At 61.2% G+C, this 17001-nt stretch carries 14 protein-coding genes; 2 read left to right on the top strand and 12 right to left on the bottom strand.

The genetic code is table 11. The features are described from left to right. Nucleotides 1–156 precede the first annotated feature (156 nt). Nucleotides 157–1161: an amidohydrolase family protein gene (locus tag EGJ22_RS05960; RefSeq protein WP_064314301.1), complete on the bottom strand. Its 1005-nt coding sequence runs from the start codon at nt 1159–1161 to the stop codon at nt 157–159. A 117-nt stretch (nt 1162–1278) separates the two neighbouring features. On the opposite strand from EGJ22_RS05960, the gene EGJ22_RS05955 reads away from it, so the two are divergent. Beyond that, nucleotides 1279–2142 (top strand): pirin family protein, encoded by an 864-nt coding sequence (locus EGJ22_RS05955; RefSeq protein WP_029887688.1) that lies wholly within the window; start codon nt 1279–1281, stop codon nt 2140–2142. A gap of 30 nt (nt 2143–2172) precedes the next feature. On the opposite strand, the gene EGJ22_RS05950 is transcribed toward EGJ22_RS05955, so the two are convergent. From EGJ22_RS05950 to EGJ22_RS05935, 4 genes are all read right to left on the bottom strand, one after another. Beyond that, nucleotides 2173–2898, bottom strand: a complete 726-nt coding sequence (locus EGJ22_RS05950) for a dienelactone hydrolase family protein (RefSeq protein WP_064314300.1) — start codon at nt 2896–2898, stop codon at nt 2173–2175. Between the two features lie 63 nt (nt 2899–2961). Next, nucleotides 2962–4866, bottom strand: a complete 1905-nt coding sequence (gene htpG / locus EGJ22_RS05945; RefSeq protein ID WP_029887686.1) for a molecular chaperone HtpG — start codon at nt 4864–4866, stop codon at nt 2962–2964. Nucleotides 4867–4935: 69 nt separating this feature from the next. Continuing rightward, nucleotides 4936–5418 carry a PaaI family thioesterase gene (locus EGJ22_RS05940; protein WP_029887685.1) on the bottom strand — a complete coding sequence of 161 codons (483 nt, stop codon included), beginning with the start codon at nt 5416–5418 and terminating at the stop codon, nt 4936–4938. Further along, nucleotides 5415–5891 (bottom strand): PaaI family thioesterase, encoded by a 477-nt coding sequence (locus EGJ22_RS05935; protein WP_029887684.1) that lies wholly within the window; start codon nt 5889–5891, stop codon nt 5415–5417. The genes EGJ22_RS05940 and EGJ22_RS05935 overlap by 4 nt, the downstream gene beginning before the upstream one ends. A 152-nt stretch (nt 5892–6043) precedes the next feature. Between EGJ22_RS05935 and EGJ22_RS05930 the strand changes: the two genes are divergently transcribed. Further along, nucleotides 6044–6307 (top strand): hypothetical protein, encoded by a 264-nt coding sequence (locus tag EGJ22_RS05930; protein ID WP_009684700.1) that lies wholly within the window; start codon nt 6044–6046, stop codon nt 6305–6307. Nucleotides 6308–6373: 66 nt separating this feature from the next. Here the strand turns inward: EGJ22_RS05930 and EGJ22_RS05925 are convergent, their stop codons facing one another. From EGJ22_RS05925 to EGJ22_RS05895, 7 genes are all read right to left on the bottom strand, one after another. Then, nucleotides 6374–7123, bottom strand: a complete 750-nt coding sequence (locus EGJ22_RS05925) for a DUF599 domain-containing protein (RefSeq protein ID WP_009684701.1) — start codon at nt 7121–7123, stop codon at nt 6374–6376. Nucleotides 7124–7340: 217 nt separating this feature from the next. Continuing rightward, nucleotides 7341–8654 carry a branched-chain amino acid transport system II carrier protein gene (brnQ, locus tag EGJ22_RS05920; RefSeq protein ID WP_029887683.1) on the bottom strand — a complete coding sequence of 438 codons (1314 nt, stop codon included), beginning with the start codon at nt 8652–8654 and terminating at the stop codon, nt 7341–7343. Nucleotides 8655–9075: 421 nt separating this feature from the next. Continuing rightward, nucleotides 9076–9960 (bottom strand): succinate--CoA ligase subunit alpha, encoded by an 885-nt coding sequence (gene sucD / locus EGJ22_RS05915; RefSeq protein WP_003254203.1) that lies wholly within the window; start codon nt 9958–9960, stop codon nt 9076–9078. Beyond that, nucleotides 9960–11126: an ADP-forming succinate--CoA ligase subunit beta gene (sucC, locus tag EGJ22_RS05910; protein ID WP_003254205.1), complete on the bottom strand. Its 1167-nt coding sequence runs from the start codon at nt 11124–11126 to the stop codon at nt 9960–9962. The genes sucD and sucC overlap by 1 nt, the downstream gene beginning before the upstream one ends. A gap of 172 nt (nt 11127–11298) precedes the next feature. Further along, nucleotides 11299–12735: a dihydrolipoyl dehydrogenase gene (lpdA, locus tag EGJ22_RS05905; protein WP_029886711.1), complete on the bottom strand. Its 1437-nt coding sequence runs from the start codon at nt 12733–12735 to the stop codon at nt 11299–11301. Between the two features lie 96 nt (nt 12736–12831). Then, nucleotides 12832–14055: a 2-oxoglutarate dehydrogenase complex dihydrolipoyllysine-residue succinyltransferase gene (gene odhB / locus EGJ22_RS05900; RefSeq protein ID WP_029886712.1), complete on the bottom strand. Its 1224-nt coding sequence runs from the start codon at nt 14053–14055 to the stop codon at nt 12832–12834. 42 nt (nt 14056–14097) lie between these two features. Then, nucleotides 14098–16929, bottom strand: coding sequence for a 2-oxoglutarate dehydrogenase E1 component (locus EGJ22_RS05895; protein ID WP_029886713.1), 2832 nt, complete (start codon nt 16927–16929; stop codon nt 14098–14100). Between the last annotated feature and the right edge of the window lie 72 nt (nt 16930–17001).

The following is a 17001-nucleotide window of genomic DNA, read 5'->3' as shown; positions in this document are numbered from 1 at the left end:
CCGAAACAAACGTAGGAGCGAGCGCAGCTCGCGATGCGCCGCGCGGGCGGCGCTCGCTCTAACAGGCGCTGCATACCTTGTGGCAAACACCTGTCAGCCCTGATGCGATCCCCGTGGGAGCTGGCTTGCCTGCGATAGGTCAGTACTGGTAAACCCTTACTTCTGCTTGGGTAACACAGCCAGGAAGTTCTCCTTGGCTACCTTGTTCGCCACCCCCTCCGGCAACGCATCCAGAAACGGCTTGAACCCGTGCATCTGCTCGCCCAGGCTGCCAAACTGCCCCACCACATCCGACCCCAGCATGAACCGCTCCGGGTACTTCTCGACCAACGCCAGCCATTCCTTGCGCGGCACACCCTTGTCATCCAGCAGATACGGCTGCAGCACACTCCATGACAGATCGACATACAGGTTCGGGTAATCCTCCAGCAACCGCGTCAGCACTGGCAGTAAAAAGTCCATCTGCGTCTGATGCCGGTGTATTTCCATGCTGCTGCCAGCATGGGCCCAGATGAACCGGGTGTGCGGGTGATTGCGTAGCGGCTCTTCGATTTCTGCCAGATACAGCGGGTTGCGCTCGCGCTTGGAGGTGATGTTGGAGTGCAGCAGCACTGGCAGGTCGCGCTCAGCGGCCAGGTGATAGATCCGGGTCATGGCTTCGTTGTTGGCGCGCGGCGTTTCGCCACTGGTCAACGCAGTCAGGTCATCATGGCGGGTAAACACCTCCCCGATGCCCTGCCATAGCCCCGGGTACAGATCGAGCATACGCTCGATATGGCTGACGGCGTTCTTGTCCACCGGGTTGAACCCGCTCAGGAACGGGTGGAAGCGTTTACGCTGCTGCGCTGGCAACTGCTGGAGCGCGGCCGCCACATAGGTGTCGGTGGCGCTGTACCAGTAAGCATCGGCATCATCACCGGCGTAGTAACGCGGGCGCTTGGGCTCGTCTTCGTGCCACTTCTTGGCCACCGGAATGCCGGAAATCATCGACTGGTCAACGCCTGCCGCATCCATCGCCTTGAGCAATGCCGGCATCCCTTCGCTTTCCTGGAAGAAATCCACATAGTGCAGGTGGGCGTCACTGTAGCGGTAGTCACGCGCCTGTACCGCTTGGCACAAGCAAGCGGACAGTAACGCGCAGGCCAGCGCTTTGGCATTCATGGGCAGCTCCCTTCTCCTGGTATCAGACAAGGTAGACCGGCCGGTGCAGAAGACGGTTCAGGCACAGCAGGCAAACCGTTATGCTTGGGCATTGCCCCCTTGCCTGGAGCCCTTCTCATGAGCAGCACGCTGATCATTCGCCCCCGTGCAGAGTCGGTCGAGGGCCAGCCGATTCTGCGCCCGCTGCCAGCGGCGCAGCGCCGCAGTGTCGGCCCGTTCGTATTCTTCGATCACATGCTGAAAACCGCCTACGCCCCCGGGCGCGGCATGGACATCCGCCAACACCCGCACATCGGCCTTTCAACCCTGACTTACCTGTTCGAAGGGGCAATTCAGCACAAGGACAGCCTGGGCTCGGACCAGTTGGTGCTGCCCGGCGACGTCAGCTGGATGACGGCCGGTCGCGGCGTGGCACACGTCGAGCGCACCCCTGCTGACGCCTTGGCCAAAGGGTCAAGCCTGCACGGCTTGCAGGTTTGGCTGGCCTCGCCACGTGAGCATGAACAAGGCGCGCCCAGCTACAGCCATCATCCTGCGGCCAGTCTGCCGGTCAGCGACAGCCTGGGGGTGCGCATCTGCATGATTGCCGGCACCGGGTTCTGCCTGGCGTCACCGGTGCCGGTGCTGTCCCCTACCCTCTATGCCCGGGTGCAGATGCAACCGGCGACTACCTTGCAGGTGCCGAACGAGCACGTGGAGCGGGCGCTGTACCTGTTGGAGGGCGAACTGCAGATGAACGGCGAGGATGTGGCGCCGTGCAGCCTGGTGGTGCTGCCGGAGGGCGAAGAGGTGACGCTGTGTGCGCAAGGTGAATGCCAGCTGGTACTGATTGGCGGCGCGCCGCTGGATGGGCCGCGGCGGATGAACTGGAACTTTGTCGCCAGTGACCCGGCGCTGATCGAGCAGGCCAGGGCCAAATGGGCTGCGGGGGATTGGCCGGTCGTGCCGGGGGAGAGCTCGAGGATCGAGTTGCCTCGCTGATTGGGGCTGCTGTGCAGCCCCACTATGCGATCAGCGCTGGAACACTTCAGTCAGCAGGTTATGCATCGAACGGAACGCCCGCTCCGAGGTGCGTCGGTCATACTGCATCTTGCCCGGCACATTGGCGCCAGGGTCGGTGAACGAATGCACGGCCCCGCCATAGCTGAGCAACTGCCAGTCGACCTTGGCCGCATTCATCTCGTCCTCGAATGCCGGCAGCTGCTCTTTCGGCACCAATAGGTCCGATGCACCGTGCAGCACCAGCACTGAGCCCTTGATGCGCTTGGCATCCTCGGGGTTCGGCGTGTCCAATGTGCCGTGGAACGACACTGCCGCACGCAAGTCGGCGCCGCTGCGCGCCAGCTCCAGCGCACAGCAACCCCCGAAGCAGAAGCCGAAGGTGGCAACTTTGCCAGGCTCCAGCAGCGCCTTGGACTGCCCCAGCAACTGGGCCAGGGCCTCCTGCATGCGCTTGCGAAGTTCGCCGCGGTCGTTCTTGAGCGGCATCATCGCTGCGCCCGCTTCGTCTGCATTGGACGGGCGCACCGACTGCCCATACAGGTCGGCGAGCAACACCACATAGCCCTTTTCGGCCACTTCCTTGGCGATGCGTTCGGCACCTTCGCCAATCCCCATCCAGTTCGGTGCCATGACCAGACCCGGGCGCCCCAGCGCCCCAGGCTCGTAAACCAGGCGGCTTTCGTAGGTTCGGCCGGACAGGTGATACACCAGCGATTCGACGATTACTTTGCTCATCAGGCACTCCATTGGCACTCGTCATAAAAAAGCCCGCCGAAGCGGGCTTTCCTCTGCATCAACTCAAGCAGACAGCTCGACCAGCAGCTTGTTCAGGCGACGAACGTACGCTGCCGGGTCTTTCAGGCTGTCCCCGGCCGCCAGGGCCGCCTGATCGAAGAGGATATGCGACAGCTCGGCGAAACGGTCTTCGCTCTGCTCGTTGTCCAGCTTGTCGATCAGCGGGTGGCTTGGGTTGAACTCGAAGATCGGCTTGGACTCCGGCACTTTCTGCCCACTGGCCTCGAGGATCTGGCGCATCTGCAGGCCAAGGTCCTGCTCACCAATGGCCAGGATCGCCGGGGAGTCGGTCAGGCGGTGCGACACGCGGACTTCGGCCACACTGTCACCCAATGCACCTTTCAGGCGCTCGACCAGGCCTTCCTTGTCCTTGGCGACTTCTTCCTGGGCTTTCTTGTCCTCTTCGGAGTCCAGCTTGCCCAGGTCCAGGTCGCCGCGGGCGACGTCGACGAAGGCCTTGCCGTCGAATTCGTTGAGATAGCTCATCAGCCACTCGTCGATGCGGTCGGTCAGCAGCAACACTTCGATGCCTTTCTTGCGGAAGACTTCCAGGTGCGGGCTGTTCTTGACCTGCGCGTAGGACTCACCGGTGAGGTAGTAGATCTTGTCCTGCCCTTCCTTGGCGCGCGCCAGGTAGTCGGCCAGGGCAACGCTCTGCTCGCCGCTGTCGTCGTGGGTGGAGGCAAAACGCAGCAGGCTGGCGATCTTCTCTTTGTTGGCGAAGTCTTCGGCCGGGCCTTCCTTCAGCACCTGGCCGAAGTTTTTCCAGAAGCCCTTGTACTGCTCAGGCTCGTTCTTCGCCAACTTCTCCAGCATGTCCAGCACGCGCTTGGTCAGCGCGGTCTTCATCGAGTCGATGATCGGGTCTTTCTGCAGGATTTCACGCGACACGTTCAGCGACAGGTCGTTGGAGTCGACCACACCTTTGATGAAGCGCAGGTACAGCGGCAGGAACGACTCGGCCTGGTCCATGATGAACACGCGCTGTACATACAGCTTCAGGCCGCGTGGCGCTTCGCGCTGGTACAGGTCGAACGGCGCGCGGGCCGGCACATACAGCAGCGAGTTGTATTCAAGCTTGCCTTCGACCTTGTTGTGGCTCCAGGCCAGCGGGTTCTCGAAGTCGTGGCCGATGTGCTTGTAGAACTCCTGGTATTCCTCGTCCTTCACGTCGCTGCGCGAACGGGTCCACAGGGCGCTGGCACGGTTGACGGTTTCCCACTCTTCGGCCGGCTGCTCTTCACCTTCGGCAGCCGCCTGCTCTTTCGGCAACTGGATAGGCAAGGCGATATGGTCGGAGTACTTCTTGACCACGTTGCGCAGGCGCCAGCCATCGGCGAACTCCTGCTCGTCCTTCTTCAGGTGCAGGACGATGCGGGTGCCGCGCTGGGGCTTGTCGACAGTGGCGACTTCGAACTCACCCTCGCCACGGGACGACCAATGCACGCCTTCGGCAGCCGGCTGGCCGGCGCGACGGCTGTACACGTCAACCTTGTCGGCAACGATGAACGCGGAATAGAAGCCCACACCGAACTGGCCGATCAGGTGCGAGTCCTTCTTCTGGTCACCGGTGAGGTTCTTCATGAAGTCGGCAGTGCCGGACTTGGCGATGGTGCCCAGGTGGGTGATGACGTCTTCGCGGCTCATGCCGATACCGTTGTCCTCGAGGGTCACGGTACCCGCCTCCTTGTCGAAGCTCAGGCGAATCTTCAGGTCGGCGTCGCCTTCCAGCAACTCTGGCTTGGCCAGCGCCTCGAAGCGCAGCTTGTCGGCGGCGTCGGAGGCGTTGGAGATCAGTTCACGCAGGAAGATCTCCTTGTTCGAATACAAGGAATGGATCATGAGGTGCAGCAGTTGCTTTACCTCGGTCTGGAAGCCAAGCGTTTCTTTTTGAGTCTCCACACTCATGGTCTTCAAAACTCCGATCTGATTGCAATGGCGCCTGGCGGGCGGTACAGCCTGCTTTAACGGCGGATGTCATGCAGATGGGGGCTGCCCGGATGATTTCAAGGGCTTTTGCGGTTCGATCTTGAAATGCGCGCGGGCCGTGGCAATCGGCGACTGGCGGTCGCCCTGCCAGGCGGTAATGGCCACGTTGGTCACCCGTCGCCCCTGGCGCCACAATTGGCACTGGGCGTAGGTATCGCGCAACAGCCCGGCGCGCAGGTAGTCGATGGAGAAATCGATGATCTTCGGAATGCTGGCGCTGTCACTATAGATCAGCAGGTACAGCGCTGCAGAGAGCTCCATGAAGCCGGCAATCACCCCGCCATGGATAGCGGGCAAGAGCGGGTTGCCGACAGTGTCCGGATTGGCTGGCAGGCGGAACAACAGGTCATCCCCCTCGCGCTGGCATTCGATGCCGATCAACCCCGCGTAAGGGATCAATGCCAGCAAGGGGCGGTAGTCACCTTGCGCATGTGCTGCGTTGAGTTGCTGGCGAATGGCAGGCGGAATCATGACCCGCCCTCCTTCAGGCTGCTGCCGAAGCGGATGCCGCCCTTGACCTGCGGGCCCAAGCGCATGAACGTACCCACCACTTGGCAGATCGGCCGCTCGGGGTCGTCCTGGTAGGCGCTGCCACGGGTGAAGATCACGTCGCGGGTCACCCGGTAACACTGGGCATGCCCATGGATGTCCTTGCCCGGTACCGACGGGTGCATGTAGTCGATGCGCAGATCCAGGGTCGGGCATACCTCGAAGTGCGGCAGTACGCATAGCGTGGCCATGCCGCAGGTGGTGTCCATCAGCGTTGTCAGCGCCCCACCGTGTACGGCACCGGTTTGCGGGTTGCCGACAATGGCCGGCGACCAGGGCAGGACCAGCGTCATGCCAGTTTCATCAGCCTGTGCCACACGCATCTGCAACAACTGGCAGTGTTTCAATGCCGAAAGAAAACGCTCGGCCATGGACATCAAGGTCGCATCACTCATAGGCTGTTACCACGTCCCTTCCAAACGGCATAGGTGGGTTCAAAAGTCCATGTAGAACGGGGCGTTATATATCTGAAACCTTCGTTGAACTTATTCCAAGTGGCTGCACTCGAAGGAACAAGTCACTTATCACACCAAGGAGAAACACCCCCATGCGTAAACCATTTGCTTTTGCTCTGATGCTGGCTGCTGCCATGGGCCTGGCTGCTTGCGATAAAGCGAGCGAAGACAAAGCCCAAGATGCGCAGGAACATGCCGAGCAAGCCCAGGAAAAGATGGGCGAAGCTCAGGATAAAATGAACGACGCCGCCAAGGAAAACGCCGAAGCTGCCAAAGATCAGGCTGAAGCCGAGCAAAAGGCTGCCGAAGAAGCCGCCCCGGCTACTCCGGCGCCGGCAGAACCTGCCAAGCAGTAATCAGCCCGATAAAAAAAACCCGACGTTGTCGGGTTTTTTTTTGCGTTGAATTCACGGTTAATCGTTTCAGTTCACTGCTACACCACCCTCTTTCAATGGCTCGCTGCTGACACTATCCGTGGGGGTAAAGACCATCACCTCCAGCACATCGGAATGGAACTCCCGCCGGTACAAGATCAATACAACACCCACACTCATGCCCATGAACAACCACGGGCTGATGAACCAGCTCAACATGGCCATGCCGAAGTAATAGGAACGTAAACCAAGGTTGAACTGGTTGGCCGCCAGCGACAACACCCGTGCTGCCCGCGAGGCGAACGCCTTGCGCTCCAGTTCGTTGACCTGCCGTTCGCCAATCATCGGTGCCGAGCCAACCAGTACGGCAGCAAAGTTGTATTGGCGCATGCACCAGCTGAAGGTGAAGAAGGCATACACGAAGACCATGGCCAGGCACAACAACTTGATCTCCGACATGCCCTGTGAAGTCTGCTGCACCAGCGGCAGGTCGGCCAGCAGCGACAGCGCCCTGTCGGAGGCCCCCAGCACGGTGAGGATACCGGCCAGGATGATCAAGGTGCTGGAGGCGAAGAACGACGCGTTGCGCTCCAGGTTGCCGATCACGCTGGCATCGGCAATACGGTTATCGCGCAGCAACATGCGCCGCATCCAGTCTTCACGGTACAGGTGCAGCACGCTGGCCAGGCACGCGGTGTCGCGCCCTTTCCAGATCGCATACCGGGTATAGCCACCCCAGCACAGGGCGAACCAGGCGACGGCCAGCAGGTTGTTGAGGTTGCTTTGGATGAAATTCATGCAGGATTCCCGAAAAGGCCAGGTGCCTCAAGGATAGGGACCGGGTTTCGACGCTGGCAAGCGGCAAAAGGCACACATTCCTGCTGAAATTCGTACTGCCGGTTTGGGCCAGAAAAAAGCCCCGCATCGTTGCCGATACGGGGCTCTGCAGCTTGCACCTTGGGCGGGCACCCTTCGGCTTGTGGCCGGTGCCGCCCCCAAGGCTTGGCCCGGCGCGTCAGGCCAGCGCTTCGCGCGGCTTGCCCAGCATGCGGTCGCAGGCGACGGCGCCCATCAGGGTCACCACCGATGGCACCAGCCAGGCCATGCCGGCATCGCTCAACGGCAGGTGCGCCATGAAGTCCGGGAGCATGTGGGCAAGGCTGCTGCCCTTGATCGCATCGACCATGCCGAACACCAGCGACACCAGCATGACCGGCGCCAGGATACGGGTCGGCGAATGCCACAGCTCTTTCACGAAACTCAGGCCGACTACCACGATGCAGGGCGGGTAGATGGCGGTAAGTACCGGGATCGAGAACATGATCAACTTGGTCAGGCCAAGGTTGGAAATCAACAGCGAGAAGCCAGCCAGGATCACCACCAGGGCGCGGTACGACAGCGGCAGGATCTGGCTGAAGTACTCGGCGCATGCGCAGGTCAGGCCCACCGCAGTCACCAGGCAGGCCAGCGCGATCAGCACCGCAAGGAAGCCGCTGCCCAACGAACCGAAGGTGTGCTGTACGTAGGCATGCAGAACGGCCGCGCCATTGGTGGCATCCGCCGCGATATCGTGGCTGGTGGCGCCCAGACGGAACAGGCTGATGTAGACCAGGGCCAGGCCGACACCGGCGATCAGGCCGGCGATGATGGCATAACGGGTAATCAGCTTCGGCGACTCGACACCGCGCGAGCGGATGGCGTTGACGATGACGATACCGAACACCAGGGCCCCCAGGGTATCCATGGTCAGGTAGCCATCGGAGAAGCCTTTGGAGAAGGCCGCGGCCGCATAAGCCGGCTGCGCGTCACCCATGCCCCCTGCCGGCAGGGCAAAGGCGGCAATGCCCAGTACGGCCAGGGCGATGATCTTCAGCGGCGCCAGGAAGCGGCCCACGGTATCGAGCAACTTGCCGGGGTACATCGACACGGCCAGCACCACAGCGAAATACACCAGGCTGTAGATGAACAGCGCCAGCGGGCTTTCCCCGGTCAGCGGAGCAACACCCACTTCGAACGAAACGGTCGCCGTACGCGGGGTAGCGAACAGCGGGCCGACCGACAGGTAGCAGACAGCCGCCAGCAAGCCGCCGAAGAATTTGCCGATCGGGCTGCTCAGGGCATCCATGCCACCACCGACCTTGGCCAGGGCGACCACGGTGATAACCGGCAGGCCTACGGCCGTGACCAGGAAGCCCAGCGCCGCCATCCACACATGGGGGCCGGACTGCAGGCCGACGATAGGCGGGAAGATGATGTTGCCTGCACCCACAAAAAGCGCAAACGTCATAAAGCCAAGCGCCAGGATATCCTGGCCTTTGAGAACTTTCATTTTAAGGTAGTACCACACTGCTGAAATCGGGATTCGAGAGGGGATTTCCCTTTGGATGAGGGGAAATGCTGCCCGGCTTGATAGGCCAGACCCGTTTAGCGTGTCGTTCCCTTTTGGGGTACGGGCACAGAGTGAGCGCGTAATGTAACCGTTTTGTCAGTCAAACGCACTGGAACAGTGCTGCTTGTCCGATGTGCGTACATGTTTGTCGTCTGTGTGACCGAAGACAGAAGGAATTATCCTCGGTTTAAACGCTGCGTCTGTGTGAAAATTCCTATCAAACCCATCGAAAAATCTACAGTGCCTGATCTGGCCTCTTCGCAGGCTTGCCCGCGAAGAGTTCGGCACAGGAATACAGAACCCCACAAACGACAAAGGCCACCCGAAGGTGGCCTCTGTGCGCGTGGGGGGTGTAGCGGTATTACTTCTTGGCTTCCCAACCGGTCAGCTCGGCCAGGGCCTTGCCGATGTCGGCCAGGGAACGCACGGTTTTCACACCCGCGTCCTGCAGGGCTGCAAACTTCTCGTCTGCAGTGCCTTTGCCGCCAGAAATGATGGCGCCAGCGTGGCCCATGCGCTTGCCCGCAGGTGCGGTAACACCAGCGATGTAGGAAACGACAGGCTTGGTCACGTGGGCCTTGATGTAGGCCGCTGCTTCTTCTTCAGCCGAACCGCCGATCTCGCCGATCATGACGATCGCTTCGGTCTTCGGGTCTTCCTGGAACAGCTTCAGGATATCGATGAAGTTGGAGCCCGGGATCGGGTCACCACCGATACCGACACAGGTCGACTGGCCGAAGCCGGCGTCGGTGGTCTGCTTCACAGCTTCGTAGGTCAGGGTGCCGGAGCGCGACACGATACCGACCTTGCCTGGCAGGTGGATGTGGCCTGGCATGATGCCGATCTTGCACTCGCCCGGGGTGATGACACCTGGGCAGTTAGGGCCGATCAGGGTCACGCCCAGCTCGTCGCACTTGACCTTGGCATCCAGCATGTCCAGGGTCGGAATGCCTTCGGTGATGCAGACGATCAGCTTGATGCCGCCGAAGGCTGCTTCCAGGATCGAGTCCTTGCAGAAAGGAGCCGGTACGTAGATGACCGAAGCATCAGCGCCGGTAGCTTCCACGGCTTCCTTGACGGTGTTGAACACCGGCAGGCCCAGGTGGGTGGTGCCACCCTTGCCTGGGGTTACGCCGCCGACCATCTTGGTGCCGTAGGCGATGGCCTGTTCGGAGTGGAAAGTACCCTGCGAGCCGGTGAAGCCCTGGCAGATGACTTTGGTGTCTTTATTGATCAGGACGCTCATTACTTGCCCTCCGCAGCTTTGACAACTTGTTGAGCAGCGTCGGTCAGGCTGGTTGCCGCAATGATGTTCAAACCGCTTTCTGCCAGTACTTTAGCGCCCAGTTCGGCGTTGTTGCCTTCAAGGCGAACGACGACCGGAACCTTGACGCCGACTTCTTTCACTGCACCGATGATGCCTTCGGCAATCATGTCGCAGCGAACGATGCCGCCGAAGATGTTGACCAGAACGGCCGCGACATTGCTGTCGGACAGAATGATCTTGAACGCTTCGGTAACGCGCTCTTTGGTAGCACCGCCGCCAACGTCGAGGAAGTTGGCCGGCTTGCCGCCGTGCAGGTTGACGATGTCCATGGTACCCATGGCCAGGCCGGCACCGTTGACCATGCAGCCGATGTTGCCTTCGAGGGCAACGTAGTTCAGTTCGAACTTGGCAGCGTGGGCTTCACGGGCGTCGTCCTGCGACGGGTCGTGGAAGGTTTTCAGCTTAGGCTGACGGTACATGGCGTTGGCGTCGATGTTGATCTTGGCATCGAGGCAGTGCAGGTCGCCATCGGCCTTGATCACCAGCGGGTTCACTTCCAGCAGTGCCAGGTCGTGATCCTTGAACAGCTTGGCCAGGCCTACGAAGATCTTGGCGAACTGTTGAACTTGCTTGCCTTCCAGGCCCAGCTGGAATGCCAGCTCGCGACCCTGGAACGGCTGTGCGCCGACCAGTGGGTCGATGGTGGCCTTGAGGATTTTCTCAGGCGTTTCGTGAGCGACTTTCTCGATGTCCACGCCACCTTCGGTGGAGGCCATGAACACGATGCGGCGGCTCGAACGATCGACTACAGCGCCCAGGTACAGCTCTTTGGCGATGTCAGTGCAGGATTCGACCAGAATCTTGGAGACGGGTTGACCGTTGGCATCGGTCTGGTAGGTAACCAGATTCTTGCCCAACCACTGTGCAGCGAACGCCTTGGCGTCTTCCTTGCTGCGAACCAGCTTGACGCCGCCCGCTTTACCGCGACCACCCGCGTGAACCTGGGCTTTGACTACCCACTCGTTCCCGCCGATCTTGTCGCAGGCTTCTGCAGCTTGCTCAGGGGTATCGACTGCGAAACCCTTGGAAACTGGCAGGCCGTACTCAGCGAACAGCTGCTTACCCTGATACTCGTGAAGATTCATGCTTTTTACCGTCTTCGTTAGGTACTGCGCTTCGGCGCTGCGCCATTACTGGCGCCGCGCCACCTGTGACCGTTGACCCCGGGTTATCCCATGTGATCCGGTCCGGCGGACGTTCCGCGGTGAGTCATGCACGCAAGACTCACGACGGGCTGCCCGCCGTGGTTTCTTATGATTAACGCTTCTTACGGTTGGACACGTGAATGGCGCCGCCATTCACAGCCAGCGCTGCTTCATGCAGCGCTTCGGACAGGGTTGGATGGCTGAAGACCATCATGCCCAGGTCCTCGGCACTGGTGCCGAATTCCATTGCGATTGCGCCCTGCTGCACCAGTTCGGCAGCCGATGGGCCAATCACGTGTACACCCAGCACGCGGTCGGTCTTGGCGTCGGCGATGACCTTGACGAAACCACCGGTGTCGTTGGCCGCCATCGCACGGCCGCTGGCCGCGAACGGGAAGGTGCCTACGTTAACCTCAACACCCTCGGCCTTCAAGGATTGTTCGGTCTTGCCGACCCACGCGATTTCCGGGTGGGTGTAGATCACCGAAGGGATCAGGTCGTAGTTCATCTGGGCCTTGTGGCCCTTGATGCGCTCAACCACCATGATGCCCTCTTCCGAGGCCTTGTGCGCCAGCATCAGGCCACGCACCACGTCACCGATGGCATAGACGCCCGGCACGCTGGTCGCGCAGTGGTCGTCGACGTAGATGTAGCCGCGCTCGTCGATGGTCACGCCGCTGTCGGAAGCCAGCAGGTCGGTGGTCACCGGACGGCGGCCGACCGCAACGATCAGCTTGTCGAAGGTGATCTTCTGCTCGCCTTCGGCGTTGGTGTAGGTAACTTCGACTTCGTCGCCGTTGACTTTCGAGCCGGTGACGCGCGCGCCCAGCTTGATGTCCAGGCCTTGTTTGGTCAGGGTCTTCTGGGCTTCTTTCGACACGGCAGTGTCGGCAGCCATCAGGAAGGTGTCCAGGGCTTCCAGCACGGTGACTTCAGCACCCAGGCGAGCCCATACCGAGCCCAGCTCCAGGCCGATGACGCCAGCACCGATCACGCCCAGGCGCTTGGGTACGGCCTGGAATTCCAGGGCGCCGGTGGAGTCGACGATGACGTTCTGGTCGACAGGCGCTGGCGGAATGTCGATGGGGCGCGAGCCGGAGGCCAGGATCACGTTCTCGGCTTCGATCACTTCGGTGGTGCCGTCAGCCTTGGTGACTTCGACCTTTTTGCCCGCCAGCAGCTTGCCGTGGCCCTGGATCGAAGTAACACCGTTGGCCTTGAACAGGGTGGCCACGCCACCGGTCAGGTTCTTGACGATGCCAGCCTTGCGGCCAACCATCGCGGCAACGTCCATCTTCACTTCACCAGTGGAGATGCCATGCACGTTGAAGCTTTCTTTGGCTTCCTTGTACTTCCAGGAGCTGTCCAGCAGGGCCTTGGAAGGAATGCAACCGACGTTCAGGCAGGTGCCGCCCAGGGCCAGCTTGCCCTCGGCGTCGGTGTACTTCTCGATACAGGCAGTCTTCAGACCGAGTTGTGCGGCCTTGATGGCAGCGACATAACCGCCAGGACCTGCACCGATTACCACTACGTCGAATTTCTGGGTCATAAAAGATTCCTTTTGAGCTTCAAGCAGCAAGCTGCAAGCTGCGAGACAGACAGGCTTCGACTTGAAGCTTGCCGCTCGCAGCTTACAGCCGCGCGATTAGATGTCCAGCAGCAGGCGAGACGGATCTTCCAGCAGGTTCTTGATGGTGACCAGGAAGGTTACCGCTTCCTTGCCATCGATCAGGCGGTGATCGTAGGACAGCGCCAGGTACATCATCGGGCGAATCACCACTTGGCCATTAACGGCCATCGGGCGCTGGATGATGTTGTGCATGCCGAGGATCGCGGCCTGCGGCGGGTTGACGATCGGGGTCGACATCATCGAACCGAAAGTACCGCCGTTGGTGATGGTGAAGGTGCCACCGGTCATCTCTTCGATCGACAGCTTGCCGTCACGGGCCTTCTTGCCGAAGGTGGCGATGCCGTTTTCGATTTCGGCCAGGCTCATCGATTCGGCGTTACGCAGTACCGGTACCACCAGGCCACGGTCGCTGGACACCGCGACGCCGACGTCGGCATAGCCGTGGTAGACGATGTCGTTGCCGTCGATCGAGGCGTTGACCGCCGGGAAGCGCTTCAGCGCCTCGGTGGCAGCCTTGACGAAGAACGACATGAAGCCCAGGCGCACGCCGTTGTGGGTCTTCTCGAACAGGTCCTTGTACTTCGAACGCAGGGCCATGACTTCGGTCATGTCCACTTCGTTGAAGGTGGTCAGCATGGCCATGCTCGACTGGGCTTCTACCAGGCGCTCGGCGATCTTGGCACGCAGGCGGGTCATCGGTACGCGCTTCTCGGTGCGGTCGCCAGCAGCGGTGACCACCGGGGCAGCAGCAGCGGCAGCAGGCTTGGCAGCCGGCGCAGCGGCAGGTGCCGACTTCTTGTTGGCAACCGCTGCAACCACGTCTTCCTTGGTGACGCGACCACCTTTGCCGGTACCGGCAACGCTGGCCAGGTCGATGCCGTTTTCTTCGGCCAGCTTGCGCGCAGCCGGGGCGGCGACCGGGTCGTCTTCGCCAGCATCGGCAGCTGCCGCAGCGGGTGCAGCGGCAGGTGCAGCGGCGGCGGCAGGTGCGGCAGCAGCGCCACCTTCAACGATCGAACCCAGCACCTCGTCGGACAGGACGGTGTCGCCCTCGCCCTTGAGGATGTCGCCCAGCACGCCGTCAGCGGTAGCCAGCACTTCCAGGACGACCTTGTCGGTCTCGATGTCGACGATCAGCTCGTCACGCTTGACGGCTTCGCCCGGCTTCTTGTGCCAGGTGGCAACGGTGCCATCGGCAACCGATTCCGGGAAGGTTGGGGCTTTGATCTCGATAGCCATTATCTGTATTTCCTTAAATTCGGTTTCAGGTGCGCGAAGGCGTTAGACAGTGAAGGCGTCTTGCAGCAGTTTTTCCTGCTGTTCGGCGTGCTTCGAAGCGTAACCACAAGCTGGCGCGGCGGAAGCGTCGCGGCCGGCGTATTCCAGGACCAGCGCCTTGTTGTGGCGGCCCAGGATACGGCGCATGTGGTGCTGGCTGCTGTACCAGGCACCCTGGTTCATCGGCTCTTCCTGACACCACACGGCATGCTTGAGGTTGGTGTACGGCGCCAGGATTTCGACCAGGTCGTCCTCCGGGAACGGATACAGCTGCTCGATACGCACGATGGCGATGTCTTCGCGGCCCTCGGCACGGCGTTTCTCCAGCAGGTCGTAGTAGACCTTGCCGCCGCACAGGACCAGGCGTTCGACCTTGGCCGGATCGAGGTTGTCGATTTCCGGGATCACGGTCTGGAACGAGCCTTCTGCCAGGTCTTCCAGGGTCGAAACGGCCAGTTTGTGACGCAGCAGCGACTTCGGTGTCAGCACGATCAGCGGCTTGCGCAGCGGGCGAATGACCTGACGACGCAGCAGGTGGTAGATCTGCGCCGGCGTGGTTGGCACGCAGACCTGGATGTTGTGCTCGGCACACAGCTGCAGGTAACGCTCCAGGCGCGCGGAGGAGTGCTCCGGGCCCTGCCCTTCATAGCCGTGCGGCAGCAGCATGGTCAGGCCACACAGGCGACCCCACTTGTGCTCGCCGCTGGTGATGAACTGGTCGATGACCACTTGCGCACCGTTGGCGAAGTCGCCGAACTGGGCTTCCCAGATCACCAGCGCGTTCGGCGTGGTGGTCGAGTAGCCATATTCGAAAGCCAGCACGGCTTCTTCCGACAGGAAGGAGTCGTACAGCTCGAACATCGGCTGGCCCGGGAACAGGTTCTTCAGCGGTACGTAGGTGCCGGCATCCTTCTGGTTGTGCAGCACTGCATGGCGGTGCGAGAAGGTGCCACGGCCGATGTCCTGGCCGGTCATGCGGATCGGGTGACCTTCGAACTGCAGGGTGGCGTAGGCCATGGTTTCTGCATAACCCCAGTTGATCGGCAAGCCACCGGCCTGCATCTTCTGGCGGTCTTCGTAGATCTTCGCCACCTGGCGCTGGACGACGAAGCCTTCCGGGATTTCCAGCAGCTTGGCCGACAGGTCCTGCAAGGTCTTGAGGTCGAAGCGGGTGTCGTGACGCGCAGTCCAGGCATGGCCCAGGTAGGGGCGCCAGTCGACGAACAGCTCGCGGTTCGGCTCCTTGACCAGGCTTTTCACCACGTGCAGGCCGTTGTCCAGCGCGTTGCGGTACTCGTCGATCTTCGCCTGGGCACGCTCGGCATCGATACGGCCAGCCTGGATCAGCGACTCGGCGTACAGCTCGCGGGTGGTACGCTGCTTGGTGATCTGCTGGTACATCAGCGGCTGGGTGCCGCTCGGCTCGTCGGCCTCGTTGTGGCCGCGACGGCGGTAGCAGACCAGGTCGATGACCACGTCACGCTTGAACTGCATGCGGTAGTCGATGGCCAGCTGGGTGACGAACAGCACTGCTTCCGGGTCATCGCCGTTCACGTGCAGGATCGGCGCCTGGATCATCTTGGCCACGTCGGTGGCGTACTCGGTTGAGCGCGCGTCCAGCGGGTTGCTGATGGTGAAACCAACCTGGTTGTTGATCACGATGTGCACGGTGCCGCCGGTCTTGAAACCGCGGGTCTGCGACATCTGGAAGGTTTCCATGACCACACCCTGGCCGGCGAATGCAGCGTCGCCGTGGATCGAGATCGGCAGCACCTTGTCGCCAACGGTGTCGTTGCGGCGGTCCTGACGGGCGCGCACCGAACCCTCGACCACCGGCGAAACGATTTCCAGGTGGGACGGGTTGAACGCCATGGCCAGGTGTACTTCGCCACCGGAGGTCATCACGTTCGAGGAGAAGCCCTGGTGATATTTCACGTCACCGGAGCCCAGCTCGTTCATCTTCTTGCCTTCGAACTCGTCGAACAGCTCGCGCGGGCTCTTGCCGAAGGTGTTCACCAGCACGTTCAGACGGCCACGGTGGGCCATGCCGATGACGACTTCCTTGGTGCCGTAGGAGCCGGAACGCTGGATCATTTCGTCCAGCATCGGGATCAGGCTCTCGCCACCTTCCAGGCCGAAGCGCTTGGTGCCTGGGTACTTGGTGCCCAGGTATTTTTCCAGGCCTTCACCGGCGGTAACGCGCTCGAGCAGGTGGGCCTGCACGTCAGCGGAGTATTCCGGACGGCCGCGCACGCTTTCCAGGCGCTGCTGGAACCAGCTGCGCTGCTCGGAATCGACGATGTGGGTGAACTCGGCGCCAATGGTGCGACAATATGTCTTCTGGAGTGCATCCAGGATGTCGCGTAGGCTCGCCTCCTCTTTGCCGATGAACAGGTCGCCGGCACGGAAGGTCGTATCAAGATCGGCATTGGTCAAGCCGTAGTGATTGATCGACAGGTCTACGGGCGCAGGGCGCTGCCACAACCCCAACGGGTCGAGCTTGGCAGCCTGATGGCCGCGCATACGATAGGCCTGGATCAGTCGCAGAACTTCAACCTGCTTCTTCTCGTGTTCACTGCTCACGCTCCCGGCAGATACCGGTTGGGCGCGGCGCTGGTTCTTTGCCAGCAGTACGAAATGGTCGCGGATTGTCGAGTGCGATACATCAGTAGCGGTGCTGCCGTCGGCTGGCAACTTCTGGAAGTAAGTGCGCCACTCTTCTGGCACAGCGTTAGGGTCGTGCAGGTAGAGCTCGTAGAGCTCTTCCACATATGCAGCGTTACCACCTGAAAGGTGGGCGCTATCCCACATGCGCTGCATCACGCTTTCTTGCATGCTTGGTCACCCTCGATTAGGGGACTGATCGGCGAGAGCCGAAGCAAACCTGGAAAAGTCCGAAAACAGCGA

Source organism: Pseudomonas sp. p99-361, assembly GCF_003935475.1.
Lineage (GTDB): Bacteria > Pseudomonadota > Gammaproteobacteria > Pseudomonadales > Pseudomonadaceae > Aquipseudomonas > Aquipseudomonas juntendi.
Note: the sequence above shows the minus strand (reverse complement) of the source record. Positions and strands in the feature narration are given on the sequence as shown.

Bases quoted from the DNA above. Each gene is read 5' to 3' on its own strand.
- EGJ22_RS05960 (WP_064314301.1), bottom strand. From the start codon at position 1,161: ATGAATGCCAAAGCGCTGGCCTGCGCGTTACTGTCCGCTTGCTTGTGC.
- EGJ22_RS05955 (WP_029887688.1), top strand. From the start codon at position 1,279: ATGAGCAGCACGCTGATCATTCGCCCCCGTGCAGAGTCGGTCGAGGGC.
- EGJ22_RS05950 (WP_064314300.1), bottom strand. From the start codon at position 2,898: ATGAGCAAAGTAATCGTCGAATCGCTGGTGTATCACCTGTCCGGCCGA.
- htpG (WP_029887686.1), bottom strand. From the start codon at position 4,866: ATGAGTGTGGAGACTCAAAAAGAAACGCTTGGCTTCCAGACCGAGGTA.
- EGJ22_RS05940 (WP_029887685.1), bottom strand. From the start codon at position 5,418: ATGATTCCGCCTGCCATTCGCCAGCAACTCAACGCAGCACATGCGCAA.
- EGJ22_RS05935 (WP_029887684.1), bottom strand. From the start codon at position 5,891: ATGAGTGATGCGACCTTGATGTCCATGGCCGAGCGTTTTCTTTCGGCA.
- EGJ22_RS05930 (WP_009684700.1), top strand. From the start codon at position 6,044: ATGCGTAAACCATTTGCTTTTGCTCTGATGCTGGCTGCTGCCATGGGC.
- EGJ22_RS05925 (WP_009684701.1), bottom strand. From the start codon at position 7,123: ATGAATTTCATCCAAAGCAACCTCAACAACCTGCTGGCCGTCGCCTGG.
- brnQ (WP_029887683.1), bottom strand. From the start codon at position 8,654: ATGAAAGTTCTCAAAGGCCAGGATATCCTGGCGCTTGGCTTTATGACG.
- sucD (WP_003254203.1), bottom strand. From the start codon at position 9,960: ATGAGCGTCCTGATCAATAAAGACACCAAAGTCATCTGCCAGGGCTTC.
- sucC (WP_003254205.1), bottom strand. From the start codon at position 11,126: ATGAATCTTCACGAGTATCAGGGTAAGCAGCTGTTCGCTGAGTACGGC.
- lpdA (WP_029886711.1), bottom strand. From the start codon at position 12,735: ATGACCCAGAAATTCGACGTAGTGGTAATCGGTGCAGGTCCTGGCGGT.
- odhB (WP_029886712.1), bottom strand. From the start codon at position 14,055: ATGGCTATCGAGATCAAAGCCCCAACCTTCCCGGAATCGGTTGCCGAT.
- EGJ22_RS05895 (WP_029886713.1), bottom strand. From the start codon at position 16,929: ATGCAAGAAAGCGTGATGCAGCGCATGTGGGATAGCGCCCACCTTTCA.